25 protein-coding genes and 1 pseudogene are annotated in these 26729 nt (G+C 69.8%); 24 read left to right on the top strand and 2 right to left on the bottom strand.

The window, feature by feature from the left end:
* Positions 1 to 3 precede the first annotated feature (3 nt).
* The 8 genes from R2B38_RS48845 (at position 4) to R2B38_RS48810 (ending at position 8719) form a co-directional block, all read left to right on the top strand.
* Entirely contained in the window at positions 4 to 858 is an 855-nt protein-coding gene (locus tag R2B38_RS48845) for a LysR family transcriptional regulator (RefSeq protein ID WP_318022650.1), read from the top strand.
* Positions 859 to 920: 62 nt separating this feature from the next.
* Positions 921 to 2798, top strand: a complete 1878-nt coding sequence (locus R2B38_RS48840) for a tannase/feruloyl esterase family alpha/beta hydrolase (protein ID WP_318022649.1) — start codon at positions 921 to 923, stop codon at positions 2796 to 2798.
* 184 nt (positions 2799 to 2982) lie between these two features.
* Positions 2983 to 3633: a GntR family transcriptional regulator gene (locus tag R2B38_RS48835; protein ID WP_033282892.1), complete on the top strand. Its 651-nt coding sequence runs from the start codon at positions 2983 to 2985 to the stop codon at positions 3631 to 3633.
* Positions 3634 to 3694: 61 nt separating this feature from the next.
* On the top strand, positions 3695 to 4444 hold the full coding sequence (locus tag R2B38_RS48830) for a PIG-L deacetylase family protein (RefSeq protein ID WP_318022648.1): 750 nt from the start codon (positions 3695 to 3697) through the stop codon (positions 4442 to 4444).
* Between the two features lie 2 nt (positions 4445 to 4446).
* The gene (locus tag R2B38_RS48825; protein WP_318022647.1) at positions 4447 to 5151 is read left to right on the top strand and encodes a 4-carboxy-4-hydroxy-2-oxoadipate aldolase/oxaloacetate decarboxylase; all 705 of its coding nucleotides are present in this window, start codon (positions 4447 to 4449) and stop codon (positions 5149 to 5151) included.
* Complete coding sequence (locus R2B38_RS48820; RefSeq protein WP_318022646.1) at positions 5148 to 6308, top strand: 4-oxalomesaconate tautomerase; 1161 nt, start codon at positions 5148 to 5150, stop codon at positions 6306 to 6308. Before R2B38_RS48825 ends, R2B38_RS48820 begins: the two co-directional genes overlap by 4 nt.
* Positions 6289 to 7239: a catechol 2,3-dioxygenase gene (locus R2B38_RS48815; protein WP_318022645.1), complete on the top strand. Its 951-nt coding sequence runs from the start codon at positions 6289 to 6291 to the stop codon at positions 7237 to 7239. The genes R2B38_RS48820 and R2B38_RS48815 overlap by 20 nt, the downstream gene beginning before the upstream one ends.
* 136 nt (positions 7240 to 7375) lie before the next feature.
* On the top strand, positions 7376 to 8719 hold the full coding sequence (locus R2B38_RS48810; RefSeq protein ID WP_318022644.1) for an aromatic acid/H+ symport family MFS transporter: 1344 nt from the start codon (positions 7376 to 7378) through the stop codon (positions 8717 to 8719).
* A gap of 185 nt (positions 8720 to 8904) precedes the next feature.
* Here the strand turns inward: R2B38_RS48810 and R2B38_RS48805 are convergent, their stop codons facing one another.
* On the bottom strand, positions 8905 to 9315 hold the full coding sequence (locus R2B38_RS48805; RefSeq protein ID WP_318022643.1) for a cupin domain-containing protein: 411 nt from the start codon (positions 9313 to 9315) through the stop codon (positions 8905 to 8907).
* A gap of 203 nt (positions 9316 to 9518) precedes the next feature.
* Here R2B38_RS48805 and R2B38_RS48800 point away from each other — a divergent pair, with 203 nt between their 5' ends.
* From R2B38_RS48800 to R2B38_RS48745, 12 genes and pseudogenes are all read left to right on the top strand, one after another.
* On the top strand, positions 9519 to 10130 hold the full coding sequence (locus R2B38_RS48800) for a carboxymuconolactone decarboxylase family protein (RefSeq protein ID WP_318022642.1): 612 nt from the start codon (positions 9519 to 9521) through the stop codon (positions 10128 to 10130).
* Positions 10078 to 11628: a sugar ABC transporter ATP-binding protein gene (locus R2B38_RS48795; RefSeq protein WP_318022641.1), complete on the top strand. Its 1551-nt coding sequence runs from the start codon at positions 10078 to 10080 to the stop codon at positions 11626 to 11628. Before R2B38_RS48800 ends, R2B38_RS48795 begins: the two co-directional genes overlap by 53 nt.
* On the top strand, positions 11625 to 12638 hold the full coding sequence (locus tag R2B38_RS48790; RefSeq protein WP_318022640.1) for an ABC transporter permease: 1014 nt from the start codon (positions 11625 to 11627) through the stop codon (positions 12636 to 12638). The genes R2B38_RS48795 and R2B38_RS48790 overlap by 4 nt, the downstream gene beginning before the upstream one ends.
* Positions 12639 to 12676: 38 nt before the next feature.
* Positions 12677 to 13486, top strand: a pseudogene (locus R2B38_RS48785) (sugar ABC transporter substrate-binding protein); the annotation flags it as partial.
* A gap of 321 nt (positions 13487 to 13807) precedes the next feature.
* Positions 13808 to 14719, top strand: a complete 912-nt coding sequence (locus tag R2B38_RS48780; protein ID WP_318023091.1) for a LysR family transcriptional regulator — start codon at positions 13808 to 13810, stop codon at positions 14717 to 14719.
* 98 nt (positions 14720 to 14817) lie between these two features.
* Positions 14818 to 15738, top strand: a complete 921-nt coding sequence (locus tag R2B38_RS48775; RefSeq protein WP_318022639.1) for a VOC family protein — start codon at positions 14818 to 14820, stop codon at positions 15736 to 15738.
* 31 nt (positions 15739 to 15769) lie between these two features.
* Positions 15770 to 17218, top strand: a complete 1449-nt coding sequence (locus R2B38_RS48770) for an NAD-dependent succinate-semialdehyde dehydrogenase (RefSeq protein ID WP_318022638.1) — start codon at positions 15770 to 15772, stop codon at positions 17216 to 17218.
* Positions 17219 to 17224: 6 nt separating this feature from the next.
* Positions 17225 to 17995, top strand: coding sequence for a fumarylacetoacetate hydrolase family protein (locus R2B38_RS48765; protein WP_318022637.1), 771 nt, complete (start codon positions 17225 to 17227; stop codon positions 17993 to 17995).
* The gene (locus tag R2B38_RS48760) at positions 17992 to 18363 is read left to right on the top strand and encodes a VOC family protein (RefSeq protein WP_019069936.1); all 372 of its coding nucleotides are present in this window, start codon (positions 17992 to 17994) and stop codon (positions 18361 to 18363) included. Before R2B38_RS48765 ends, R2B38_RS48760 begins: the two co-directional genes overlap by 4 nt.
* Positions 18364 to 18389: 26 nt before the next feature.
* Entirely contained in the window at positions 18390 to 19175 is a 786-nt protein-coding gene (locus R2B38_RS48755) for an alpha/beta hydrolase (RefSeq protein ID WP_318022636.1), read from the top strand.
* Entirely contained in the window at positions 19172 to 19669 is a 498-nt protein-coding gene (locus tag R2B38_RS48750; RefSeq protein ID WP_318022635.1) for a GlcG/HbpS family heme-binding protein, read from the top strand. Before R2B38_RS48755 ends, R2B38_RS48750 begins: the two co-directional genes overlap by 4 nt.
* A 3-nt stretch (positions 19670 to 19672) precedes the next feature.
* A complete protein-coding gene (locus tag R2B38_RS48745) occupies positions 19673 to 20701 on the top strand; it encodes a methionine synthase II (cobalamin-independent)-like protein (protein WP_318022634.1) in 1029 nt (342 codons plus the stop codon).
* A gap of 54 nt (positions 20702 to 20755) precedes the next feature.
* On the opposite strand, the gene R2B38_RS48740 is transcribed toward R2B38_RS48745, so the two are convergent.
* Positions 20756 to 21043 carry a putative quinol monooxygenase gene (locus tag R2B38_RS48740; protein ID WP_318022633.1) on the bottom strand — a complete coding sequence of 96 codons (288 nt, stop codon included), beginning with the start codon at positions 21041 to 21043 and terminating at the stop codon, positions 20756 to 20758.
* Between the two features lie 237 nt (positions 21044 to 21280).
* On the opposite strand from R2B38_RS48740, the gene R2B38_RS48735 reads away from it, so the two are divergent.
* The 4 genes from R2B38_RS48735 (at position 21281) to R2B38_RS48720 (ending at position 26724) form a co-directional block, all read left to right on the top strand.
* Complete coding sequence (locus tag R2B38_RS48735) at positions 21281 to 22729, top strand: aldehyde dehydrogenase family protein (protein ID WP_318022632.1); 1449 nt, start codon at positions 21281 to 21283, stop codon at positions 22727 to 22729.
* 47 nt (positions 22730 to 22776) lie between these two features.
* Positions 22777 to 23985: an L-2-hydroxyglutarate oxidase gene (gene lhgO / locus R2B38_RS48730; protein WP_318022631.1), complete on the top strand. Its 1209-nt coding sequence runs from the start codon at positions 22777 to 22779 to the stop codon at positions 23983 to 23985.
* A 155-nt stretch (positions 23986 to 24140) separates the two neighbouring features.
* Complete coding sequence (locus R2B38_RS48725) at positions 24141 to 25001, top strand: amidohydrolase family protein (RefSeq protein WP_033282910.1); 861 nt, start codon at positions 24141 to 24143, stop codon at positions 24999 to 25001.
* Between the two features lie 13 nt (positions 25002 to 25014).
* Complete coding sequence (locus R2B38_RS48720; RefSeq protein ID WP_318022630.1) at positions 25015 to 26724, top strand: thiamine pyrophosphate-dependent enzyme; 1710 nt, start codon at positions 25015 to 25017, stop codon at positions 26722 to 26724.
* Positions 26725 to 26729 lie beyond the last annotated feature (5 nt).

Genomic DNA, 26729 nt, shown 5'->3' with positions numbered 1-26729 from the left:
GTCATGGATCTGGAGCTGCGACAGCTGCGCTGCCTCGTCGCGATCGTCGACGAGGGCACCTTCACGGACGCCGCCGCCACGCTCGGCGTCTCCCAGGCGGCCGTCTCCCGCACTCTCGCCGCGCTCGAACGCGCCCTGGGTGTACGGCTGTTGAGGCGCACCTCGCGGGCGGTGACCCCGACCGGCACCGGGCTGCGGGTGGTCACCCACGCCCGGCGGGTCCTCGCCGAGGTCGACGACCTGGTCCGTGAAGCCACCTCGGGCCACGTCCATCTGCGCATCGGCTACGCCTGGTCGGCGCTCGGCCGGCACACACTGCCCTTCCAGCGCCGCTGGAGCCGGACGCATCCGGAGACCGATCTGCACCTGGTCCGCGTCAACTCGGCCACCGCCGGTCTTGGGGAAGGCGCCTGCGAACTCGCCGTGGTCCGCAGGCCGTTGGACGACCGGCGGTTCGAGTCGGCCATCGTAGGGCTGGAGCGACGGCTGTGCGCCATGGCCTCCGACGACCCCCTCGCCCGGCGCCGCTCGGTCCGGCTGGCCGACCTCGCGGGGCGCACCCTCCTCGTCGACCGCCGTACCGGCACCACGACCGCCGACCTGTGGCCGTCCGACTCCCGCCCGGCCACCGAGGACACCCACGACGTGGACGACTGGCTCACCGTCATCGCCACCGGCCGCAGCGTCGGCATGACCGCGGAGGCGACCGCCAACCAGTACCAGCGGCCCGGAGTCGTCTACCGCCCGGTGCGCGACGGCGAGCCCATCGCCGTGCGGCTCGCCTGGTGGAAGGACGACCCGCACCCCGCCACCCAGGCCGTGCTGGAACTGCTCACCGCGCTCTACCGCGAGGCCTGAGCCCGTCACCCGGGTGGCCCACGGCGGTGGCCTCCGCCGGGGGCCGACTCGACGCTGACACCATGAGCCCTGGTCGTGCCCACTCGTCGAAGCGGACGAGGATCGTCATCCTGGTGGCCGTCGTCGCCGCGGCCCTCGCCACCGGCCTCGCGCTGCTGCCGGACACGTTCTCGGCGGACGCTGACGCGCGCGTCACAAGGGTGACCGCCGCCGGTGACGTCGGGAAGGACCTGCCGGTCACCAAACCGAAGATCTCCTGCGCCGACCTGCTCCAGAAGGACTTCGGCGCGCTCGACGACGCGGCGACCTCCGTCGCCTCCGCGAGCGTGGTGGCCAAGAGCGGCTCGAACGCGTACGAGTACTGCCACGTCAAGGGCACGGTCGCCCCGCAGATCCAGTTCGAACTGCGGCTGCCGACGAAGACGTACCGGCAGCGCTACCTCCAGGAGGGCTGCGGCGGCTACTGCGGCATGGTCGGCGTCAGCGCCCAGCCCGCCGCCTCGACCGGATGCGCCCCCGTCACCGACGGCTCCTTCGCCCTCGGCCAGGACAACCAGGGCCATGCCTCCACCTCGGGCATGGGCGGCGGCTCCGCCGAGGTCTGGGCGACGAACCCCCAGCTCAAGGTCGACTTCGGCTACCGCTCCGAGCACGCCTTCGCCACCGCCGCCAAGGCGATCACCAAGGCCTTCTACGGCGCCGAGCCCACGTACTCCTACTACGACGGCTGCTCGGACGGCGGGCGCGAGACGCTGATGGAGGTGCAGCGCTACCCCGGCGACTTCAGTGCCGCCCTGGTCGGCGCCCCGGCCTTCAACCAGACCGCGCTCAACGCCATGCAGGAGGCGTACCTCTCGACCATCGACTTCCGCGCGGACGGCTCGACGATCCTGCCCGCCTCGAAGCTCGCCATGCTGCACAAGGCCGTCATCGCGAAGTGCGCCGACCCCAAGCTGAACAACGACCTCATCCAGGACCCGGCGACCTGCGCCTTCGACCCGGCGAGCCTCAAGTGCGCGGACAACAAGGACAGTTCGAGCTGTCTGACCTCCGACCAGGCCGACGTCGTACGGAAGGCGTACGCGGGTGTGACCGCCCCGGACGGCACCCACCTCTACACCGGCGGCCAGCCCTACGGCTCCGAGACCGCCTGGGAGGGTCTGTTCGTCCCGAAGGCCGGTCAGGGACAGAGTTCGGTGCAGCTGTACGGGATCGGGCTCGGGTTCCTGCGCTGGGTCGGGAAGTGGGCGGCCGATCCCACGCTGAAGCTCGACGCGTCGCTGTTCACCGTGGACACCTTCAAGGCCTACCAGCGGGAGGTCTCCGGGATCTACGACGCCACCGATCCCGACCTCACCAAGTTCCATGAGGCGGGCGGCAAGTTGATCCAGTGGCACGGGCTGACCGACCCGAACATCCCGCCCACCGGCACCCGCGCCTACCGCCAGGCCGTGATCGACACCATGGGGCAGCAGAAGGCCGACGACTTCTACCGCCTGTACCTCTTCCCCGGCGTCAACCACTGCGGCGGCGGTGACGGACCCGACAGCTTCGACCTGCTGAGCCAGCTGATCTCCTGGCGGGAGACCGGCAGGACGCCCGGCGCCGTGATCGCCTCCAAGACCAGCGGAGGCAGCCGGCCCGGGGGACCGGCGGGCGGTCAGCTCGGCGGCGGCGACACCAAGGACACCAAGGCTTCCGCGAGTGCCGGCAGCACCGCGCCCACCGTCGAGTACACGCGGCCCGTCTACCCGTACCCGCAACTCGTCGCCTACGACGGCTCGGGCGACAAGAAGGACGCGGCCAACTACCGCGCCTACACGCCCGACAAGCTGCCCGACGACCACTTCAAGTGGGCGGGCTCCTTCACCTCCGGCTACCAGGAGTGGTGCGGGACGAAGGACGGCAAGTCGATGAGCTGCGGGCGTCACAAGCCGTAGACAGCATGAGAAGATCGTAGAAATCCGCTGTCCACTGCCCGTCCATGGCCGGTCCATGGGCGGGCAGTGGCGTGTCTGCGGTAAGTATGGGCGGAGGCATGCGTGCAATACGGCGGACAAAATTGTTGACAATCTTGTTTGGCTAGATTTAGGTTCGACAGGCACTCACTCAGGGAGGGCAACGATGCCGAAAGAAGCCCGTCCGAGCACCGGGGAGCAGGCCAAGCAGCATGCGCTCACGCAGCTGCGGCAGGCGATCCTGCAGGGCGACATGGCACCGGCACAGCGGTTGGTGGAGAACGAACTCGCCGAGCAGTTCGATGTGACGCGGGCCAGCATCCGGGCGGCGCTGATCGATCTGGCGGCCGAGGGACTGGTCGAGCGGATCCGCAACCGGGGTTCCCGGGTGCGGGTGGTGACCGTGGAGGAAGCGGTCGCCATCACGGAGTGCCGCATGGTCCTGGAGGGACTGTGCGCGGCCAAGGCGGCCGTCGCGGCCAGCGACGAGCAGCTGACCGAACTGGCGGACCTGGGCCGGGCCATGACCAAGGCCGTGGCCGACGGCGAGCCGGTCACCTACTCCGAGCTCAACAGCGAACTCCACCACAAGGTGAGGGAGTTCTCCGGCCAGCAGACGGCCGTGACCCTCCTGGAGCGGCTCAACGCCCAACTGGTGCGTCACCGCTTCCAGTTGGCGCTGCGGCCGGGGCGTCCGCAGCAGTCCCTGAGTGAGCATCTGGCGATGATCGAGGCGATCACGGCCAGGGATCCGCAGGCGGCCGAGGCGGCCGTCCGCGCCCATCTCACCAGTGTGATCGAGGCGTTGCGCGACTGACGCGCGGCGCATCGGCGCACTGGGGGCGGGCGCACACCTGTCCATCAAGGAGATTCGAGTCATGACGCACGGCAACGCGCCCGCCACCCCACGATCGACACTCGTCGTCACGGCGCACGCCGGGGACTTCGTCTGGCGGGCGGGCGGAGCCATCGCCCTGGCCGCCGCCCGCGGCGAGAAGGTCACCATCGCCTGTCTGACCTTCGGCGAGCGCGGCGAGTCCGCGAAGGCCTGGCGCGAGGGCAAGAAGCTGGACGAGATCAAGGCGATACGCCGGGACGAGGCCGAGCGTGCCGCGGCCACCCTCGGCGCCGAGCTCCGCTTCTTCGACGCGGGGGACTACCCCCTGGTCGCCACCGCCGAGTTGACCGACAAGCTCGTCGAGGTCTACCGGGCCACGCAGCCCGACGTCGTGCTCACCCACCCCACCGAGGACCCGTACAACGGCGACCACCCGGCCGCCAACCGGATGGCGCTGGAGGCCCGCGTCCTCGCGCAGGCCATCGGCTACCCCGGCGAGGGCGAGATCATCGGCGCCCCGCCGGTCTTCTACTTCGAGCCGCACCAGCCCGAGATGAGCGGCTTCAAGCCCGAGGTCCTCCTCGACATCACCGAGGTCTGGGACACCAAGCGCAAGGCGATGGAGTGCCTCGGCGCCCAGCAGCACCTGTGGGACTACTACACCGACCTGGCCGTCCGCCGCGGCGTCCAGCTCAAGCGCAACGCCGGCCCGAACCTGGGCCTGGCCCACAAGACGATGGCCGAGGCGTACATGCGCCCGTACCCGCAGATCGCGAAGGAGCTGGCATAACCATGGGCGGCGTCATCGTCACCAACCCCCCCAAGGCCGACGCCGAGGACGTCGAGGCGCTGGCCGCCTTCGGTGTCGCCACCGTCAGCGAGGCCATGGGCCGCACCGGTCTTCTCGGACCCTCAATTCGCCCTGTCCAGCAGGGAGTTCGCGTCGCCGGCACCGCCGTGACGGTGCTCAGCTGGCCCGGCGACAACCTCATGATCCACGCGGCTGTCGAGCAGTGCGGCGAGGGCGACATCCTCGTCGTCACCACCACCTCCCCGTGCACGGACGGCCTGTTCGGCGAACTCTTCGCCACCGCGCTGCAGAAGCGCGGGGTGCGCGGAGTCGTCCTCAACACGGGCATCCGTGACACCCAGGAACTACGCGACATGGGCTTCGCCGCCTGGTCCCGCGCCGTCTCCTCGCAGGGCACCGTCAAGGCCACCGGCGGCTCGGTCAACGTGCCCATCGCCATCGACGGCCAGGTCGTCCGCCCCGGTGACGTGATCGTCGCCGACGACGACGGCGTCGTGGTCGTCCCGCGCGAGAAGGCCCGCGAGACCGCCGAGAGGTCCGAGGCGCGCGAGGCCAAGGAGGCCGCCACCCGCGCCGCCTTCCTGAAGGGCCAACTCGGCCTGGACCGCTACGGGTTGAGGGACACGCTCAAGCGACTCGGCGTCGAGTACCAGTCGTACGAGGAGTACACCGGAGCCGGGTCGTGACCGGGCCCGCGGAGGTGCGCTGCATGCTGATGCGCGGCGGCACCTCCAAGGGCGCCTACTTCCTGGCCGAGGACCTCCCCGCCGATCCGGCCGAACGCGACGACCTGCTGCTGCGCGTCATGGGCAGCCCCGACCCGCGCCAGATCGACGGCCTGGGCGGCGCCCACCCGCTGACCAGCAAGGTCGGCGTGGTCTCCGTCTCGGAAGACCCCGAGGCCGACGTCGACTACCTGTTCCTGCAAGTGGCCGTCGACCGACCCGAGGTGACGGATCGTCAGAACTGCGGCAACATCCTCGCCGGAATAGGCCCGTTCGCCGTGGAGCGGGGGCTCGTGGCCCCCGGTGACGTCGAGACGTCCGTCCGCATCCGGATGCTCAACACCGGGGAACTGGCGATCGCGAGCTTCCCGACTCCGGGCGGGCGGGTCGACTACTCCGGTGCGGCTTCTGGTGTGGCGGAGATCTCGGGCGTGCCCGGCACCGCCGCGCCGGTGGTGATCGAGTTCCCGCAGGGCACAAGCCCGCTGCTGCCGACCGGCCGGGTGCGTGACGTGGTCGCCGGCATCGAGGTGACGTGCGTCGACAACGGCATGCCGGTCGTCCTGATCCCCGCCGCCGCACTGGACGTCACGGGGTACGAGACGCCCGCCGACCTGGAGGAGAACGTCACTCTCGCCGACCGCCTGCGGGAGATCCGCCTGGCGGCCGGAAAGCTGATGGGCCTCGGTGACGTCGAGCACACCACGATCCCCAAGCTGAGCCTGCTGGCACCGTCCATGGACGGTGGTGCGGTGATGACCCGCACCTTCATCCCGGTGCGCTGCCACACCTCCATCGGCGTCCTGGGCGCCGCGAGCGTGGCGGCGGGGCTCCTCGTCCCCGGCGGGGTGGGGGAGGGCATCGCGGAGGTACCCGCACAAAGTGACCGAATTCGCATCGAGCATCCCAGCGGATTCCTAGACATCGAAACTAGCGTGGTCGCCGGATCGGCGGGTTCCGCTCCCGTGGTCCGCAGAACAGCGGTCGTCCGCACCGCACGCAAGATCTTCGACGGCACGGTCTTCCCCCGGCCCGCCGACACCGCACCGACCCACCACGCCCCAACTCCCGCACCCGCACGCCCCCTTGGAGGCAACGATGGCTCCGCCGCTCGGTGACATCGCCCATATCGGCCACGCCCAGCTCTTCACCCCGGACCTGGACGCCAGTGTCGCCTTCTTCACCGACTACCTCGGGCTGACCGTCAACGGCCAGGACGGCGACACCGTCCACCTGCGGACCTACGACGACTACGAGCACCACAGCCTGGTCCTCACCGCCCGCGACCAGCCGGGTCTCGGCCGCCTCGCCCTGCGCACCTCCAGCGAGGAGGCCCTCCAGCGCCGTATCAAGGCGATCGAGGAGGCGGGCGGCACCGGCAGGTGGGTCGAGGACGAACCGGGCATCGGCAAGCTCTACGTCACCACCGACCCGGACGGCCACGAGCACGCCCTGTACTGGGAGAGCGAGTACTACCAGGCGCCCGACGAGCTGAAGCCGGCGCTGAAGAACCAGCCGCAGGCCAAGCCCAACCGGGGCGTCGGAGTTCGGCGCCTGGACCACATCAACTTCCTTGCCGCGGACGTACTTTCCAGTGCCGAGTTCCAGCAACAGGTGCTGGGCGCAAGGCCGACGGAGCAGATCCGGCTCAACAGCGGCCGGATCGCGGCGCGTTGGCTGACGTACACGAACAAGTCGTACGACGTGGTCTACACCGAGGACTGGACCGGTTCGACCGGGCGGCTGCACCACATCGCCTTCGCGACCGACACCCGCGAGGACATCCTGCGCGCGGCCGATCTCGCGATCGACACCGGCGTGTTCATCGAGACGGGGCCGCACAAGCACGCCATCCAGCAGACGTTCTTCCTCTACGTCTACGAGCCCGGCGGCAACCGTATCGAGCTGTGCAACCCGCTCACCCGACTCGTCCTCGCGCCCGACTGGCCGCTGATCACCTGGACCGAGGAGGAGCGGAAGAAGGGGCAGGCCTGGGGCCTGAAGACCATCGAGTCCTTCCACACGCACGGGACTCCGCCGGTCCGCTGAGCGGCGCGCGAAAGCCACTGAGCGGGACGCGGGAGCCACCCCCAGCGATTGTCGATGAGATTGTTGACAAAAACGTTGACTATCGAGGGGGTGGCTCCTTAGCGTCTAGCGCACCAAGCACGAGAGGTAACCAACGATGTCTTCCTCCCCCTCCTCATCCCTGTCGCCCGCCGTGTCCGCGCGCGCCAGCAGACTGGCCCTCCTGGTCATCGGTCTGTGCTGGCTCGCCGTGCTCTTCGACGGTCTCGACATGTTCATCTACGGCTCGGTGCTGCCGCACCTGCTGGAGACGAAGACCTTCGGTCTCACCGCCGACCAGGCCGGTGACCTCGGCAGCTACGCCACCTTCGGCATGCTGGTGGGCGCCCTGACCGCGGGTACGGTCGCGGACCGGATCGGCCGCAAGCAGCTGATGATCGGCTGCGTGACGCTGTTCTCGCTCGCCTCCGGCATCTGCGCGGTCTCGGGCAGCGTCGAGGTCTTCGGCCTGGGCCGCACTCTCGCCGGCGTCGGCCTCGGCGGTCTGCTGCCCACCGCGATCAGCATGGTCTCCGACTACGCCCCGCGCGGCCGCACCGCCCTCACCATCGGCATGCTGATGACCGCCCACCACGCCGGCGGCATCCTCTCCGCCTACGTGGCCAAGTGGCTGGTGGATCCCGTGGGTTGGCGCGCGGCCTTCTGGGTCTGCGTGCTCCCGCTGCTCTTCGTCCCGGTGCTGCTGAAGTTCCTGCCCGAGTCGCTGAGCTTCCTGGTCGCCAAGGGCCGCACCGACGAGGCCCACGCCCTCGCCGAGCGCTTCGAGGTCCAACTGCCCGCCGCGGCAGGCAAGAAGACGGCGGCCGACCGCTGGGACGCCCTGCTCGCCCTCTTCCGAGGCGGCGAATGGCTCCAGACCCTGCTGTACTGGCTCGCCTCCTTCGGCGGCCTGCTCCTCGTCTACGGCGTCGCCACCTGGCTGCCCACCCTGATGCGGGCCGAGGGCTACGAACTGGCCAACGCCCTCACGTTCGTGGTCGTGTTCAACCTCGGCGGCATCGTGGGCATGCTCGTCGCCGGCCGCGCGGCCGACCGCTTCGGCGCTCCGCGCATCTCGGCGATCTGGTTCGCGCTCACCGCCGTGGGTGTCTTCCTGCTCGGTGTCCACATGAACCAGGCCGTCACGATGCTGGTCGTCTTCCTCACCGGCGTCTTCCTCAACAGCGCCCAGACGATGATCTACGCGACCGTCTCCATCCGTTCCACCCCGGACAACCGTGCCACGGCGGTCGGTTGGACCTCCGGCATGGGCCGCTTCGGCGCCGTCTTCGGCCCCTGGCTCGGCGGCCAGCTGCTCGCCTCGGGCAACGGCGACTGGGGCTTCACGTCCTTCGCCATCGCCGGTCTGTCGTCGATGGTGTTCATCGGCATCGCCGCGCTGCGTAGCTCGAAGCAGGGCGAACGGGCGGGTGTGGAGCAGGAGTTGGTCGCCAGCCACTGACGCGGGACACCTGTCCCGGGTGCGCGGGGACGAGGACCGGACGCTGGCCACCGCAGGGGATGCGGGGGCCGGCGTCGGTCTGTCCGGCCACGCCGCGCTGCCCGGTCATGTTGATCCGTCCGGACACGAAGAAGCGCCTGCCGCCCAAGTGGGCGCAGGCGCGGGCCGGTTGACGAGGGTGTGCCTCAGTCCTTGCCCATCTGGTCCTCCGCCGACAGGTGTTCCACCGTCTTCCCCGTCTCGGCGAACGTCCGCGTGACGTACCCCGACGAGTACACCCACAGGATGCGCAGCGGGGTGTCGCCGATGTTCCGGAACAGGTGGGGGATCGGCGAGGGGACGTACGTCGTGTCGTACTGCTCCAGCTTCGTCACCTCGCCGTCGACCACGACCTCCGCGCGGCCCTCCAGGATGGTCACGTGCTCGTCGCAGTTGTGCGAGTGCAACGGCGCCCCGGAGCCGACCGGATACACGCTCATCCCACTGGTGATCCGGTTCTCCCCGCCCGCCGACGGCGTCGTGACGAGAGGTGTCGTGACGACGGCACCGCCCCGGTCCAGCACGGGCACGGACGCGACCTTGATGATCGTGGTCATCCGGATTTCCTTTCCGCTTACATGCTTCTGCGTCGAACGACGTTAGGCCTCGCGCGCGGGAATGGGTGCCCTCTGGCGTGCAGCTTTACCTTGCGTTTCCAGAGGGGTGAGCTTCCCGGACCCGGCTGTACCGTCGGCACGCATCGCACGGATTCACGAACCGTGCACGTAACGCGCCGGAAAGAAAAGGCAGGTATCGGCCCATGAGGCTCCCCGTTCTCACCGAAGAGGAAATGGACCCGCGCCAGCAGGAACTGGCCGCCCGCATCGCCGGCCGGCGCGGTGCCGTCCGCGGTCCCTTCCGGGTCTGGCTGCACAGCCCGGAGATGTGCGAACGGGCCGAATCCCTCGGCGCCTTCGCCCGGTTCGACTCCAGCCTCCCCAAGCACCTGAGCGAACTCACGCTGCTGATGGCCGCCCGCAACTGGGACGCGCAGTACTCCTGGAACGCCCATGTGCACCAGGCGATCGAGGCCGGCATCCCGGAGGCCGCCGTCAAGGCGATCGCCGAGAAGCGCGAGGCCGTCTTCGACAACGAGGCCGACCAGGCCTTCTACCGGTTCTGCCGCGAGATCCTCGACGAGCACTTCGTCACCGACGAGACCTTCGCCGCCGCGCTGGAGCACTTCGGCTCCAAGGGCCTGGTCGACACCATCGGCGCGCTCGGCAACTTCACCATGCTCGGCATGTGCCTCAACACCTTCCAGGTGGACCTCCAGGCCGACAAGGAGCCCCCGTTCCCGGACATCCGCGGCTACGGCCGTGTCGCTCCGGAGAGCTCTGACGGCGCCGACGGTACCGAGCCACGACCGTGACAACTCCGGGGGAGAAGCGGTACTTCGCGTCCGGGGAGTCACCAAGAGCTTCGGTGGCGCGGCCGCGCTCAAGGGCGTGGACCTCGACCTGTACCCGGGCGAGGTCCACGCGCTGATGGGGATGAACGGAGCCGGCAAGTCCACGCTGGTGCAGGTCCTTTCGGGGGTCCACCTGCCCGACGCCGGCACCGTCGAGGTCAACGGGCAGGCGCAGCACGGACTTACGGTCCGCAAGGCCCGCCGGCTCGGTATCGCGTCGGTGCCCCAGCGCCGGGAGCTGGCGATGGGGCTCACCGTCGCCGAGAACGTGCTGCTGGGCGACCTGCCGACGCGCGGCGGTGCCGTGCGCTGGAGGGCGGTCGACTCCGAGGCCCGCAAGGCGCTTGAGGCCCTCGGCATCGACATCGACGTGACACGGACCGCCGGCTCGCTCACCGTCGCCGAGCAGACCATGGTCGAGGTGGCCCGCGAGGTCCGCCGCGGCGGCCGCATCCTCATCCTCGACGAACCGACCGCCTGTCTGAGCGCCGAAGCGGCCCAGCAGATAAGGAAGTTGGTCCGCACCCTGCGCGACGAGGGCGTCGCCGTCGTCTACATCTCGCACTACATCGACGAAGTGCTGACCGTCGCCGACCGGGTCACGGTGCTGCGGGACGGAGCGGTCGTCCGCAGCGCCCCGGCCGCCGAGTTCGACGCCGCCGGTCTGGTGCGGAGCATGGTCGGCAGGGACGTCGTGTCGCAGCGGTCCGGGCGGCCCGCCCCCAAGGACGAGATCGGGCTCACCGTTCACGGTCTCACCGACGGACGAGCCGTACGGGACTTCACGGTCGAGGTGCACAAGGGCGAGATCGTCGCCGTGCTGGGACCGGCCGGGGACGCGCAGTCGCGCCTCTTCGACCTGCTCGCCGGGCGCCGCCGCCCCGACACCGGCCGCCTCGCCGTGGACGGAACTCCGGTGCCCTTCGGGCGAGTTCACGCCTCCCTCGCCAGCGGCCTGCGCTGCGTCACCGGCGACCGCCGCGCCCTCGGCCTGGTCCCGGAGCTGTCCCTGGACGAGAACCTGATGCTGGCCGGCGACCGCCTCGCCCGCCGCCGCACGCACCGCCGCGCCCAACTCGCCCGCCGCGCCGCCCCGTTGCGCCGTAGCTACGGTGTCGTCGCGCTCGCCGGGAACCCGCCGGTGGGCGCGCTGTCCGGGGGCAACCAGCAGAAGGTGCTGCTCGCCAAGTGGCTGCAGACCGAGCCGGTCGCCTGCTTCCTGGAGGACCCCACCAACGGGGTCGACATCGCCGCCATGGCCGACATCCACGCCCTCGTCGACGACCTCGCCTCGCGGGGGGTCGCCGTACTCCTCGCCTCCTCTTCTGCCGAGGAGGTCATGCGCCTCGCCGACCGGGTCGTCGTCGTCAGCGCCGGCCGGACGGTCGCCGAGCACGACATCGACGCCATCACCCACGACGAACTCGTCGCCACCGCCCTCGGAGGTCAACCGCAGTGAGCGTCAAGACACTTCCCGACGCCCCCGGCGTCGACGACCCACCCGGGAGAGCCCGTCCCCGCCTCTCGTTGGCCGCGTTGCGCGGGGCCCCGCACACCGGGCTGATCGCCGTCCTGATCGTCGTGATCGTGGCGACCTCGATGCGCACCGACTCGTTCGCGACCGACACGAACGTGATCAACATCCTGCGTCAGGTCAGCGTTGTCGCCGTGATCGCGGCCGGACTCACGCTGCTGATGACCGCGGGCGGCATGGACTTCTCGATGGGCAGCAACGTCGCCGTGACGACCGCGGTCGGGGCGCAGTTGCTGGCCCACGGCCACTCCACCGCGTTCACCGTCGTCGTCTCGCTGGTGCTGGCCACGCTGATCGGACTGGTCAACGGGGTGGTCGTGACGTTCACGAACGTGGCCCCCTTCGTCGCGACCCTGGCGACGGCGACCTTGCTCGACGGCGTCGCCCTGCTCGTCCTCGACAGCCTCAGCGTCTCGATCGGCACCAAGATGTTCGCCCTCGGCAACAACAAGATCCTCGGGGTGCCGTACCTGCTGGTCGTCGCGGTCCTCGTGCTGGTGGCGACCGCCCTGGTCATGCGGTTCACCGTGTTCGGCCGCGACGCCTTCGCCATCGGCGGCAACGAGCACGTCGCCCGGCTCAGCGGCATCGACGTCACGTCCCGCAAGCTCTCGCTCTACGCCCTCACCGGCGCCCTGTCCGGCCTCGCGGGCCTGATGCTGCTGTCCCGGCTCAGCGGCAGCAGCCCCGGCACCGGCGGACTCCCGCTCCAGCTCCAGGCCGTCGCCGCGGTGGTCATCGGCGGCACCGCCCTGGCCGGCGGCTACGGCACGGTCGTCGGCACCGCGCTCGGCGTGGTCCTCCTCGGGGTGGTCGCCAACGCGCTGAACCTGCTCCAGGTCTCCAGCAACTACCAGTCGGTCTCCGTCGGCGCGGTGCTGCTCGTCGCGGCCATCGCCAACGAGATGCACAAGGCACGTTCCGCACGTCACTGACCGGCGTTGCCCACTTCTTCCTTGAATGGCGGTTCACCATGAGAATGTCGCTCCGTTCCCGCAGATCCATGCTCGCCGCGTTCGCCGGCACCACTCTCGTACTGAGCGGTTGCGGCACGAGCGACGACAGCGGGAGTTCCGGCGATGTCACCCTCGGTTTTGTGAACGGCGGTGACACCGAGTTCCACAGCTGTCTCCAGAAAGCGGTCGAGCAGACGGCCAAGACGCAGAACGCGAAGGTCTTCACCGCCAACTCGCACCAGAATTCCACCACCGAGCTGTCCAACATCGAGGACATGACCTCGCGCAGTGTCAGCGCGCTCATCGTGCAGACGGTCAACGTGGACGCGCTGAAGGGCGACATCGCCAAGGCGAAGGCCGCGAACATCCCGATCTATCTGACCTCCGTGGCCACCAGCGACGTGAACGACATCCTCGGCGCGGCCGTCGTCGACCTCCCCGAGGTCGGCGCCCTGGACGCCGGCTGGGTCGCGACGGACGCGGGCGGCAGGAGCGTCGAGGTCGGCGTCATCGCGGGTGCGCCCGGCGCCGCCTCCGACCTGCTGGTGAGCGGCTTCACCAAGGCGCTGCCCAGCACCGCGAAGGTGGTCGCGAACCAGCCGGGCATGTTCAACCCGGTGAAGGCGCAGGACGTGGCCGAGAACATGATCCAGGCCCACCCGAACCTTCAGTACGCGTTCGTCGCCTCCGAGGACATGGCGCTCGCCGCCCGCAAGGCGTTCGACGCGGCCGGCAAGAAGGACGTCAAGATCGTCACCGTCAACGGCACGGACGAGGGCCTGGCCGCCGTCGAGGACGGACGGCTCTCCGCCACCGTGGCCAACTCGGCCATGGCGATAGGACAGACCGCGGTGAGGAACGCGGTCGGTCTGTTGGCCAAGAAAAAGGTTGACAAAATTGCCAACATTCCTCTTTTGTTGGTGACCAAGGACAACCTGAGCAAGGCCCCCAGTACTGCCCGAAGTAAACGGAGTCCGGTGCCGGGAGCGGCACCCGTCTCATTGTTGTCCGAGCCGCCTGTCCGTCACATCGCCGGAATGTCCAAGTGGAGCCGCCACCAGGACATCCCGGCCGGGGTCGGACCCATCAGCACGACCGGCACCGCCGCCGGGGCCCACCCCTGGCACCCGTGGGCCTCCGGAGGAATCATGGATCGACTGCTCCTCATGCACAGCTTCGTCACCGTCGCGCAGGCCGGGAGCTTCAGCGGCGCGGCGAAGAAGCTGGGCTCGTCGGGCTCGCTCGTGTCGCGACACGTCGCCGAGCTGGAGCGGCAGGTGGGCGTCCGCCTGGTCAACCGCACCGCCCGCTCGGTCAGCCTCACCGAACCGGGGCTGAAGTACGCCGAGTTCGCGGCCCGCATCCTCGACGAGATCGAGGCCGAGGACGCCGTCATCTCGCACCTGCACGACCGCGCCGAGGGCACCCTGAGCATCATCTGCCCGAAGTGGATAGGCAGCCTGGACCTCGGCGACGCGATCGCCGCCTTCTCCGCCGCCCACCCCAAGATCCACGTCCGCTTCGAGCTCGGCGGCATGTCGGACCGTACGTACGACTTCCTGGACAGCGGCTTCGACGTCGCCTTCCACACCCGCGACCTGCGCGACTCCAGCGTCCGCCTCAAGAAGATCGCCTCGCTGCCCTTCGTGCTCTGCGCCTCCCAGACGTACCTGGAGCGCGGCGGCCCGCTCACCGAACCCAACGGCCTCGCCCACCACGACTGCCTCGTCCACGTCAACGACCCGGTCTGGCGCATCGGCCACGGCCACGCCTCGACCCTGCACAAGATCCGCAACATCGCCTTCTCGTCCAACTCCTACATCGCCCTCCAGAAGGCCGCCGTCCACGGCCGCGGCATCGCCCTGCTGCCCCAGCGCCCGGCCTACGACGACCTGATGACCGGCGCCCTCCAGGTCCTGCTCCCCGAGCTGGCGGTCCCCGACCGCCCCCTGTTCGCGATCTACGGCCCAGGGCAGGCCACCCCGCGCAAGGTCAGCGTGTTCCTGGACTTCCTCGCCGAATGGTTCTCGCAGAACCCCATTCCGGCCATCGAGTCGTAGCCGCAAGAAACGATTGCGAATTCAGACGAGCCCGGACCATTGAGGCCTTCACGCCCCGAAATCTAGGCTCGCCGGGCGACCCGCGAAACGAGGCATCCATGGGAATCCAGAGAATCGAATCCGTCACCTACGGGATCGACGACGTAGACGAATGTGTCCGTTTCTTCGGCGACTTCGGGCTGTTCCTGCTGGAGCGGACCGAGGAACACGCGGTCCTCGAGACCCTCACCGGGCAGACCCTCCACCTGGACACCGTGCCCGGCCCCCCGCTGCCGCCGCCGGTGGAGTCGGGGCCGACGATCCGCGAGGTCGTGTGGGGCGTCGACACCCCGGATGAACTGGCCAGGCTGGTCGCCGAGTTGGGCCGCGACCGCAAGGTCCACGAGAGCGCCGACGGCGTCCACCACACCGTCGACGAGAGCGGCTTCGGCGTCGGGCTCACCCTGGCCCGCCCGAAGAGCGCGGACGTCACCCCGCGCCCCGCCAACGTCTCGGGCAGCGTCGACCGCTGGAACACCGCGCTGGAACCGCTCACCCGGGCCTTCCCGCTGCGCATGTGCCATGTCGCGCTGAACATCGTGAAGGCCGGGCGTGAGGAGGCCGTCGCCTTCTACACCGACCGGCTCGGCTTCCGGCCCACCGACATCGTCGAACCGATGGGCGTCTTCATGCAGGCACCGGGCGACGACGACCAGCACACCATGCTGCTGTGCCACCGCCCCGACCGCGCCGGCGTCAACCACATCGCCTACGAGGTCCCCGGCTTCGACGACGTCATCGAGGGCGGCAACTTCATGATCGAGCGCGGCTGGCGGGAGGCCCGCAAGCTCGGCCGCCACACCGTCGGCTCGAACGTCTTCCGCTTCCTGCACGCCCCGTGCGGCGGCCGCGTCGAGTACGCGGCGGACATGGACCGCGTCGACGACACCTACGAGACCCGCGTCCACGAGACGACCCCGCCGCACCACATCTGGGCGCTGCGCTCCAACCGCGACCAGCAGGACGCCCCCGCCACCTGACTCTCCTCCCAGCCTGAGAGGGCACCCACTCATGACCTCCGACCACGGCTACCCCGCCGTCCGCATGTACATCGCGGGCGAGTGGTGCCAGGGCGGCACCGGACGGACCGCCCCGATCGTGAACCCGGCCACCGAGAAGGTGATCGGCGACGTACCCCTCGCCACCACCGCGGACCTCGACCGCGCCCTCGACGCGGCCACCGAGGGCTTCCGCGTCTGGCGCGACACCCCGATAGCCAAGCGCTCCGCGATCCTGCACGCCGCCGCCGACCTCATCACCGAGCGCGCCCCCGAGATCGGCCGGATCATGGCCCAGGAGCAGGGCAAGCCGCTCCGCGAGGGCACCACCGAGGCCCTGCGCACCGCCGACACCCTGCGCTGGCACATCGAGGACGCCCGCCGTGCCTACGGCCGGATCATCCCGTCCGCACCCGGCACCGTCCTCACCGTCCGCCGCGAACCGGTCGGCCCCGTCGCCGCGTTCGTGCCCTGGAACTTCCCGGTCGGCGGCCCCAACCGCAAGCTCTCCTCCGCTCTGTCCGCGGGCTGCTCGATCGTCATCAAGGCGTCCGAGGAGACACCGGGCACGGCCGCCGCGCTGGTCGCCTGCTACGCCGACGCGGGACTTCCCGCGGGTGTCCTCAACCTCGTCTTCGGTGAACCGGCGGAAGTCTCCGCCCACTTGATCCCTTCGCCGCGGATCCGGCTGGTCGCCTTCACCGGCTCGGTCCCGGTCGGCAAGCTCCTCGCCGCCCAGGCCGGCGAGGTCATGAAGCCCACCCTGATGGAACTCGGCGGCCACGCCCCGGTCATCGTCTGCGGGGACGCCGACCCCGTGAAGTCCGCCCGCAAGGCGGCCCAGGCGAAGTTCTTCAACGCCGGCCAGGTGTGCACCTCCCCGAGCCGCTTCTTCGTCCACGCGAGCATCGCCCGGGAGTTCACCGCCGAGTTCGTGAAGGCCGCTCAGCACGTCACCGTAGGAGACGGCCTCGACGCCGACACCACCATGGGTCCGCTGGCCAACGAACGCCGGCTGCACGCGATCGAGACCCTGGTCGCCGACGCCGTGGAACGCGGCGCCAAGGTGCTCACCGGTGGTCAACGCCTGGAGCGCGACGGCTACTTCTACGCCCCGACCGTCCTCACCGACGTACCGGCGGACGCGCGGCTGATGCACGAGGAGCCCTTCGGCCCGCTCGCCCCGATCGTCCCGTTCACCGACCTGGACGAGACCCTGGCCATCGCCAACTCCCTTCCCTACGGCCTTGCCGCCTACGGGTTCACCGAGTCCGCCGCCACCGCCGAGAAGCTCTCGGATGCGCTGGAGGCCGGCATCCTCTCCATCAACCACTGCGGCGGCTCCGTCGCCGAGGCCCCGTCCGGCGGCGTGAAGGAGAGCGGCTACGGCAGGGAGGGCGGCCCCGAGGCCCTCGACGCGTACCTGATCACCAAGCGCGTCTCGCACCTGCTGGCGGGCTGAACCGCCATGAGGTACACGCGCGTTGCGGTCGGCGGCCGGGCGGTCTGGGGCCGCGTGGGGGAGGAGGACATCGAGCTGCTGTCCGAGTCCCCTCTGGAAGGCGATCCGTCCGTCATCGGCTCGGTGTCGGTCGCCGACGCCCAGTGGCTGCCCGTCGTCGTCCCGCCCGTGTTCTACGCGGTCGGCATGAACTACCCGCGCCACATCGCGCACGCCCGCGCCGAGACGCCCACCCGCCCCGAGGCCGGCTACCGCGCCAACAACGCGCTCACCGGCCACCGTTCACCCATCGTCAAGCCGGCCGAGGTCGAGGGCCGCTTCGAGGCCGAGCCCGAACTCGTCGCCGTGATCGGCCGCACCCTGAAGCACGCCACCTACGACGAGGCCCGCAAGTCGGTCTTCGGGTGGACGATCGGCAATGACGTGAGCGCCCGCACCTGGCAGCACCAGGACCGTTCCTTCTGGCGCAGCAAGAACAGCGACACGTTCAAGCCGATGGGCCCCTGGATCGAGACCGACGTCGATGCCCTCGCGCAGACCACGACACTCCGTGTGAACGGGGAGGTCCGCGCCTCGTTCGCCACCGGCGACATGGTCTTCGACCCGTTCGACCACATCGTCGAACTCACCAAGCACATCACCATGCACCCGGGGGACGTGCTGTGGATGGGTGCCGAGTCCACCTGCCAACTCGAACCCGGGGACACCGTGGACATCGAGATCAGCGGCATCGGCGTCCTGTCCAACCCCGTACACAGCGAAGGGAATCCGTCATGAGCAGCGCACCCCGCTACATCCACCACGTCAACTTCCCCACCACCGACCCCGACCGCACCGCCGAGTGGTACACGAAGGTCTTCGGGATGAAGCGGATCATGCCCAAGTCCAACACCCGTGTGGTGCTGATGACCCGGGGCAACTTCGACCTGCACTTCACCCCGGTCGAGGAGATGGAGCGCATGGCGCCCTATCACTTCGCCGTCGAGGTCGACGACTGGGACGACTTCCTCGCCCACCTCAAGGACCTGGGCATCCGGCACACCCGGCCGATCGAACGCCCCGAGAACCAGTCGAAGTTCTGCTACATCCACGACCCCGACCACACCATGATCGAGCTCGTCTTCCACGGCCGCCGCCCCAACTAACCCAGCGCGTACAGGAGTTCACCCCCATGCCCATCGCCGACTCCGACGGCACCTCCATCTACTACGAGCGCCACGGCAGCGGTCCGGCGATCCTGTTCGTGCACGGCAGCGGCGGTCACCACGCCGCGTGGTGGCAGCAAGTGGCCGCGCTGCGCCAGGAGTTCACGGTCGTCACCGTGGACCTGCGCGGGTTCGGCAAGTCCGACTCGTCCATGCCCGAGTTCGACGGCCAGGACTTCCCCGGTGACGTCGTCGCCGTACTGGACCAGGAGGACCTGACCGACGCCATGCTGGTCGGCCAGTCCATCGGCTCCGTCGCCGCGCTCCGCGCCGGACTGCTCCGCCCCGAGCGCGTCGGCTCCGTCGTGCTCGGCCACTCGCTGGGCGGCATCAGCCACCCCGAGCTGAAGGAACTCGCAGCCGCCGACCGCGCCGAGGCCGTCAAACTGCCGGTCATCGACCGCCTGTTGACCAAGAGGTTCCAGCAGGAACGGGCCGACCTCACGTTCCTCTTCCAGCAGATGGGCACGTTCAACGTCGCCAAGATGCAGGACCTGCGCAACCTCGACACCGACGGCCCGTCCCTGGACGACATCCGGGACTCCGGCGTGAAGGTCGCCTTCCTCGCCGGCGAGAAGGACGCGGTGCTCAGCGTGAAGACGGTGACCCGCGCCCACGAACTGCTGCCCGGCTCGCACCTGGAGATCGTCCCGGACGCCCCGCACTCCATGTACTGGGAGACGCCCGCGAAGTACAACGCCGCCGTCGCCCACCTGCGCCGCACCCTCACCGCACCGAAGGAAGCAGCATGAGCAGCCTCACCCTGGACGCCGCCGAGGAGATCATCGACGCCGCCCACAAGCGCGCCCAGTCGATCGGGAAAGCGGTCAGCGTGGCCGTCGTGGACGCGGGCGGGTTCCCCATCGCCATCCGCCGCCCGGACGGCGCCCGCCCGCTCACCCCGGACATCGCCCGCGCCAAGGCGTACACGGCCGCCATCATGCAGCGCCCCGGCAAGATGCTGAAGAAGTGGCAGGAGAGCCAGCCCGTCTTCTTCGGCCAGCTGTCCCAACTCCCGGGCGCCGCCATGCCGATCATGGCCACCGAGGGCAGCCTCACCATCAAGAAGGACGGCGAGATCATCGGCGGCCTCGGCATCGCGGGCGGCACCGCCGACGAGGACCAGCAGATAGCCGAGGAGGTCCTCGCCTCGCTCGGCTACGAACTGGAGTTCGCCGCCTGGGGTGTCGCGGGCAAGCCGGCCTCGGACTCGTCGTCCTCGTCCTCGTCCGGAAAGGACGCCTGACCCATGGCGGATACGTTCAACTACCGCATCGACCACCACGGCAGCCTGGTCCGCCCCACCGAATTGACGGCGGCCCGCGCGGCGGGCGACCCCGAGGCCCTGAAGGAGGCGGAGCTCCAGGCGGTCAAGGACGCGATCGTCTTCCAGCGCAAGCTGCGCTCCACCGTCGTCACCGACGGCGACTTCCCCCGGGAGGACTTCCGCAGCGCGGTCCTTGACGGGGTGTCAGGTTTCCGGCGTACGGACGAGACGGACGCCGACGGCCTCACGCGCTGGGTCGCGGAGTCCCTCCCCAAGGCCAACGGCCCGCTCCTCGCGGACTGGACGGCCCGGCTCACCGAACTGACGGTGATCGCCCCGAAGGCCTCGCTGCCCTCACCCGCGTACCTCGCCGCCACCACCTTCCAGCCGGGCCACGGCCCCTCCTCCGCACGGGAGTTGGGGGAGGCGCTGGCGGAGATCGTCCTCGCCGAGATACAGCTGCTGGTGTCCAAGGGCGTCCGCCTGATCCAGCTCAACAACCCGCTCCTGCTGGGCCAGTTGGCCACCGAACCGGCCGACCCCGGCGCGCTGTCCTTCGCGGACGCGCTCGCTGTGGACGCCCTGGCGGTACGCCTGGACGATCGCCCCGAGGGCGTACGGATCGGTCTCGCTCCCGGCCCGGTCGTCCCCGCCGCGATCGACTGGGCGCGCGCCGAGCAGTTCTACGCCGAGATCGCCGCCGACCGCTGGATCCTCCCCTTCGACCAGGGCACCCCGGCCGAACTCGCCCTGGTCAAGGCCCTTCCAGAGGACCGTGACTTCTGCCTGGGTGTCGTCGACGCGACCGTGCCCGAGCTGGAGGACATCGACACGGTGATGGCCAGGCTCGACGCGGTGGGGGAGTTCAAGGACCTGGAGGACGGGGCCGTAGCGCCGTCCCGGGGCTTCGCAGACGTGGCGAGCCGGCCGCTGCTGAGCACCGAACAGCAGCGCCGGAAGATCGAGTTGGTGGAGACGGTCGCACGGTACGTCTGGGGCAACGAGTTCTGACGTACGGGCCGGGAAGCGCGGGAGACGCGCTTCCCGGCGGGGGTACTCGGAAGCTCAGAGCACCTCGGCGAACGTCACCTTGCGGTCGGTCAGCAGCGGCCAGATCGTCCGCACGATCAGCTCGTCGAAGTGCCCGGCCGCCTTGTGCGCGTCGAAACCGGCCCGGTCGGCGTACTGCTCGTACAGCACGAAACTGCCCGGCACATCCGCCTCGGCGTGCACCTCGTACGCCAGGTTCGCCGGCTCGGCACGGGTGAGCTCGCGCACCTTCAGCAACGCGGCGCGGACCGTGGCGTCGTCGGCGGGCTCGCAGAAGTAGTGGGCGATGACGGCGTAGGCCATGTCGTGTCTCTCCTCGGTGGTTCCTGGATTCCCGGCGGCGTCTCGCGGCTGCCGTCCGGCCCGCCGATTCCAGCACGGAACAACCCTCCGCCGACCTGCGCACGGCGCAAGCAATGCCTGCCTCCGCGGGACTGGTGGCACCGCCCCCACATGGTGTGTTGTCGCATCCGGCCCACTGTGGCCGCTGACTGTGCAGACCGCGGACCCGCACCGCGGCGGACGAAGGAAGTGATCTTCATGCGAAGCCTGGAAACCCTCTCCGGTGGAGAGTGGGTGACGACCGGCGAGTGGATCGAGGTGCAGAACCCCGCCGACGTCCGCACCCCCCTCGCGCGCATCCCCGCCCTCGCCGCCAAGGACGTCACCCGCGCCTACGACCACGCCGAGCGCGGCTTCGCCGTATGGAAGCGCACCAGCCCCTTCGAGCGCGCCCGCGTCTTCACCGAGGCGGCCCGGCTGATCCGCGAGCGGGTCGACGAGATCGCCGCCGACGTCACCGCCGAGAACGGCAAGACCGGCGCCGAGGCCCGCGGCGAGACCCTCAAGGCCGCCGACTTCCTCGACTACTACGCGGGCCTGGCCCGCCAGGGCTACGGCACCCTCCTGCACGACGCCCGCCCCGACACGCGCGTGCACACCCAGCGCGAGCCGATCGGCGTGATCCTCGTGATCAGCCCCTGGAACGACCCGCTGATCACCCCGGCCCGCAAGCTCGCCCCGCTGCTCGCCACCGGCAACGCGGCCGTGTTCAAGCCGGCCACCGAGACACCGTTGTCGGGCCTGCACTTCGCCCGTGCCCTGCACGACGCGGGCCTGCCGGCCGGTGTCCTGAACGTCGTCACCGGCCGTACCGCCGAGATCGAGGAAGCCCTTCTCGACGATCCGCGCATCGTCGGCATCACCTTCACCGGCTCCAACGAGGTCGGAGGCCGCATCCGCCGCCGCCTCGCCGACCGCAACGTCCGCTTCCAGGGCGAACTCGGCGGCAAGAACGCCTCGGTGATCCTCAAGGACGCCGACCTGCCGTTCGCCGCGAGGACCGTCGTAGCGGCTTCGTTCGGGCAGGCCGGCCAGCGCTGCACCGCCACCAGCCGGGTCGTCGTGGAGCGGCCGGTGTACGAGGAGTTCACGCGCCTCCTGGTGGCCGAGGTCGAGGCGCTGAAGGTCGGCCCGGGCAGCGACCCCGCGACCACCCTGTGCCCGCTCTCCAGCCCCAAGCAGCGCGACAGCGTCCTCGCCCACCTCGCCGGGGCCGTGGAACAGGGCGCCACCGTCCTCACCGGCGGTCACGCGGACACCGAGGGCGACCACGAACACGGCTGCTTCGTCCAGCCGACCGTGCTCGCCGACGTCACCGCCGAGACGGCGATCTGGCGCGAGGAGGTCTTTGGACCGGTCCTGGCCGTGCGCGCGGTGGACGATTTCGACCAGGCCGTGAACGCGGTCAACGACTCCCAATTCGGCCTGGCCGCCGCCGTGTTCACCCGTGACCTCGCCTCCGCCCACCGCTTCGCGGACGACGCGGAGTGCGGGCAGATCGCGGTCAACGCCACCACCCCCGGCTGGGACGTCCACCTGCCGTTCGGCGGCTTCCACGACTCCGGCACGGGCTACAAGGAGCAGGGCGACGAGGTCCTGCGCTTCTCCACCCGCGTCAAGACCGTAGCCATTCACTTCGGCGCCTGATCAAGTCGGTACGACAGAGATTCGGCACGAAAGAAAGGAGGATGCCGATGGCTGACGAGACGATCGGCATCGTCGGCGCCGGCATCGTGGGCCTGGCCACCGCCCGCGAGATCGCCCTGCGCCGCCCCGGCACCCGGGTCGTGGTCCTGGAGAAGGAACACGAGGTCGCCGTCCACCAGACCGGCCACAACTCCGGGGTCGTCCACGCCGGCATCTACTACGCGCCGGGCAGCCTCAAGGCCGACCTGTGCGTACGGGGCGTATCGATCCTGCGCGAGTACTGCCAGGACCGCGGGCTGCCGTACGACGAGATCGGCAAGCTCGTCGTGGCCGTACGCGAGGACGAGTTGGGCCGGATGGAGAGCCTCTACGAGCGGGCCAGGAACAACCACGTGCCCGAACTCCGCAAGATCTCCCAGGCCGAGATCAAGGAACTGGAGCCGCACGCCGGCGGTATCGCGGCGCTGCACTCGCCGCGCACCGCGATCACCGACTACCCGGCGATCGCCCGGGAGTTCGCCAAGGACATCGAGGCGTCCGGCGGCGAGGTGAAGCTCGGTTTCCCGGTCACGTCCATCACCAATGTGCCCGGTGGCATCGAGGTCGCTTCGGGCCAAGTGCGCGTCCGCGTCGACCGGTTGATCCTCTGCGCGGGTCTCCACTCGGACGCCGTGGCGAAGCTGGCCCAGGACAAGAGGGAACCGAGGATCATCCCGTTCCGGGGCGAGTACATGCTCCTCAAGCCGGAGCGCACTAACCTGGTGCGCGGGCTCATCTACCCCGTGCCGGACCCCCGTTACCCCTTCCTCGGCGTGCACTTCACCCCGCGTGTCGACGGCAGCGTCGAGGTCGGCCCGAACGCCGTCCTGGCCCTCGCGAGGGAGGGCTACAGGCTCGGCCGCTTCTCCCTGAAGGACCTCGCCGGACTCGCCGCGTACCCCGGCACCTGGAAGATGGCCGCCCAGCACTGGCGGACCGGCATCAAGGAGTACCGCGGCTCACTGTCCGCGAAGGCCTTCATGAAGGACGCGAAGCTGTACGTCCCCGGTGTCGGCGTCTCCGACGTCGTACGCGGCGGGGCGGGCGTCCGCGCCCAGGCACTGGACCCCGACGGCACCCTCGTGGACGACTTCCGCATCCACCAGGTCGGCCGGATCACCGCCGTACGCAACGCGCCCTCGCCCGCCGCGACGGCCTCCATGGCGATCGCCGAGCACATCGTCGGCGCCGTGTTCGACACCCCGTCCGCAACCTGAGAATGCCCAGCTTGGAGCGGTGTTTCGCGCAACTACTGCTTGCGCTCCCGGGACTCGGCAAGGCCTCGCGACCCGCCTAGCGTTCCTTCCGTAAACCACCTCACCGGCCCCTTCGCAAGACCTTCGTAAGACCTTCGAGAGAAAGAGCTCAGGACATGTTCGTTGTCGACACGCAGATCCACATCTGGAAGGAAGAGACCCCGGACCGCCCCTGGGTCCCGGGCGCGCGGGAGCGCATCCGCCTCAACGGACACCGCGAGGACCCCTTCTCCTACGAAGAGGCCCTGGAGCTCATGGACGAGGCCGGCGTGAACCGGGCCCTGATCCTGCCGCCGTCCTGGGAGGGCGACCGCATCGACTACGCCCTGGAGGCCTGCGAGGCGCACCCCGACCGCTTCGGGATCATGGCGCGCATCCCGCAGAACAAGCCCGAAGAGGGCAAGGCGATGCTGGCGGACTTCGCGCAGAACCCGCATGTGAAGGGCACGCGCCTGACCTTCCACCGGCCGCAGGACCGCAACTGGATGATCGACGGGACCAACGACTGGTACTGGCCGATCGCCGAGGAGCTGCGCGTCCCGACGATGGTCCACGCGCCCATCTGGAAGCGGGAGTTGGGCGAGATCGCCGCCAAGCACCCCGAGCTGAAGATCATCATCGACCACATGGGCATCATGGCCCGCTGCGTCGACGACGCGATCGGCTACTGGGTCTCGGAGACCGCCGACCTCGCCGCCCACCCGAACATCTACGTGAAGCTCTCGGCGCTCCCGGGCTACTCCACGCAGCCGTTCCCGAACAACAACATCCAGAAGTACGTGCGCGAGATGGTCGACAAGATGGGCCCGCAGCGCTGCTTCTACGGCACCGACATCACGCGGCTGCTCGGGCACGGCATCACGTACACCGACACGATCGAGCAGTTCACCAAGCACTGGGACTTCACGCCCGAGGAGCTTGAATGGATCATGGGCCGCGGTATCTCCGAGGTCCTGAACTGGCCGATCGAGGGCTGAGGAACCACGAGAGATGACCGACACCACCAACACCCCCGGCGCCGACGGCGGCGACGCTCTCGTCACCGCCTTCAACGCCGTCGGCGCCGACTACATCTTCTGCTCGTCGGGCTCCGAGTGGGCCCCCGTCTGGGAGTCCCTGGCCCGCCGCCACCGCGACGGACTGCCCTGCCCGCAGTACCTGGACCTGACCCACGAGACCGTCGCCGTCGGCATGGCCACCGGCTACGGCCTCATCGAGCGCCGGCCGCAGGGCGTGCTGCTGCACGCGGCCCCCGGTCTGCTCCAGGGTTCGATGGCCGTGCACGGGGCGCTGCTCGCGGGCGTCCCGATGGTGGTCAGCTCCTCGGAGTCGACCACGTACGGCGACGGCCCCGGCCAGGACCCCGGCGGCCAGTGGTACCGCAACCTGTCCATCGTCGGCGGTCCGCACCAGATCGCGCAGCCCTTCACCAAGTGGTCCAACGAGGCCGCCAGCGTCCACACCCTTCCTACGATGGTGACGCGGGCTGCGGAACTGGCCTGGCGCGCCCCGGCCGGTCCGGCGTACCTCAACGTCCCGCTGGAGATCCTCCTTGAGGACTGGGACGGGCGTGAGGCCAAGCCGATCGTGAAGCCCGGCTCGACGCACAGTTCGCCCGAAGAGGTCGATCCTGTCGCCCAGTTGATCCGCGAGGCGGCCAACCCCGTCATCGTCACGGAGACGGCCGGCCGTGAGGCGGGCGGTTTCGAGGCGCTCGTCGCGTTCGCCGAGGCGTGGGACATCCCGGTCGTCGAGCCCGACTCGGCGGTCTGCGGCAACTTCCCGCGCACCCACCCGCTGCATGCCGGCAGCGACATCGGCCCGTGGATGGACGAGGCGGACCTGATCCTCCTCGTCAACTGCCGCGCCCCCTTCTACCCGCCGTCGCGCCGCCCCTCCAAGGCGACGATCGTCGTCATCGACGAGGTGCCGCAGCGCCCGCACGTCGTCTACCAAGTCCTGTTCGCCGACACGTACTTGGAAGGCAACGTCGCCAACACCCTGCGTCAGCTGGCCAAGCGGGCGAAGGATCTCGACGGGGCGTCCGTCGCCGTACGCCGTGCGGCCCAGGAGCAACGGCACGCCGACGAACAGGTCGCGATCGCCGCTGCCGAGGCAAAGGCCGCGCAGGCGGAAGGCGTTGACCCGGTCCTCGTCGCCGCGACCCTGCGCAAGCTGCTGGACGGCCAGGGCGGCATCGTCGTCGACGAGACCATCACCCACAGTCGGGTCGTCAAGCGCCATGTCCAAACGGCCGACCCCGACTCGTACTTCTACGTCCAGGGCGGCCTCGGCCAGGGCATCGCGGTCGCGCTCGGCGTCAAACTCGCCGCGCGGGAACGGCCGGTGGTGCTCACCATTGGCGACGGCGCCTTCACCTACAACCCGGTCATCCCGTCGTACGACGCGTCCAACGCCTACGAACTCCCGTTGCTGATCGTGGTGTTCAACAACCGCGTCTACAAGTCGATGAACCTCAACCACCGCAGGTTCTACCCCGAGGGCGCCGCCGCCGACACCGGTGAGTGGCTCGGCACCGATCTGCACCGGCTGCCCCGACTCGCCGCGTTCGCCGAGCCGTTCGGGATGCACACCGAGACCGTCGACGCTCCCGAGGCCCTCACGCCCGCGCTGGAGCGTGCGCTCAAGGCCGTGGCGGAGGGCACCACTGCCGTCGTCGACGTTCTCGTCACCCGCTGAACCAG

The sequence above is a fragment of the Streptomyces sp. N50 genome, from assembly GCF_033335955.1.
GTDB lineage: Bacteria > Actinomycetota > Actinomycetes > Streptomycetales > Streptomycetaceae > Streptomyces.
Note: the sequence above shows the minus strand (reverse complement) of the source record. Positions and strands in the feature narration are given on the sequence as shown.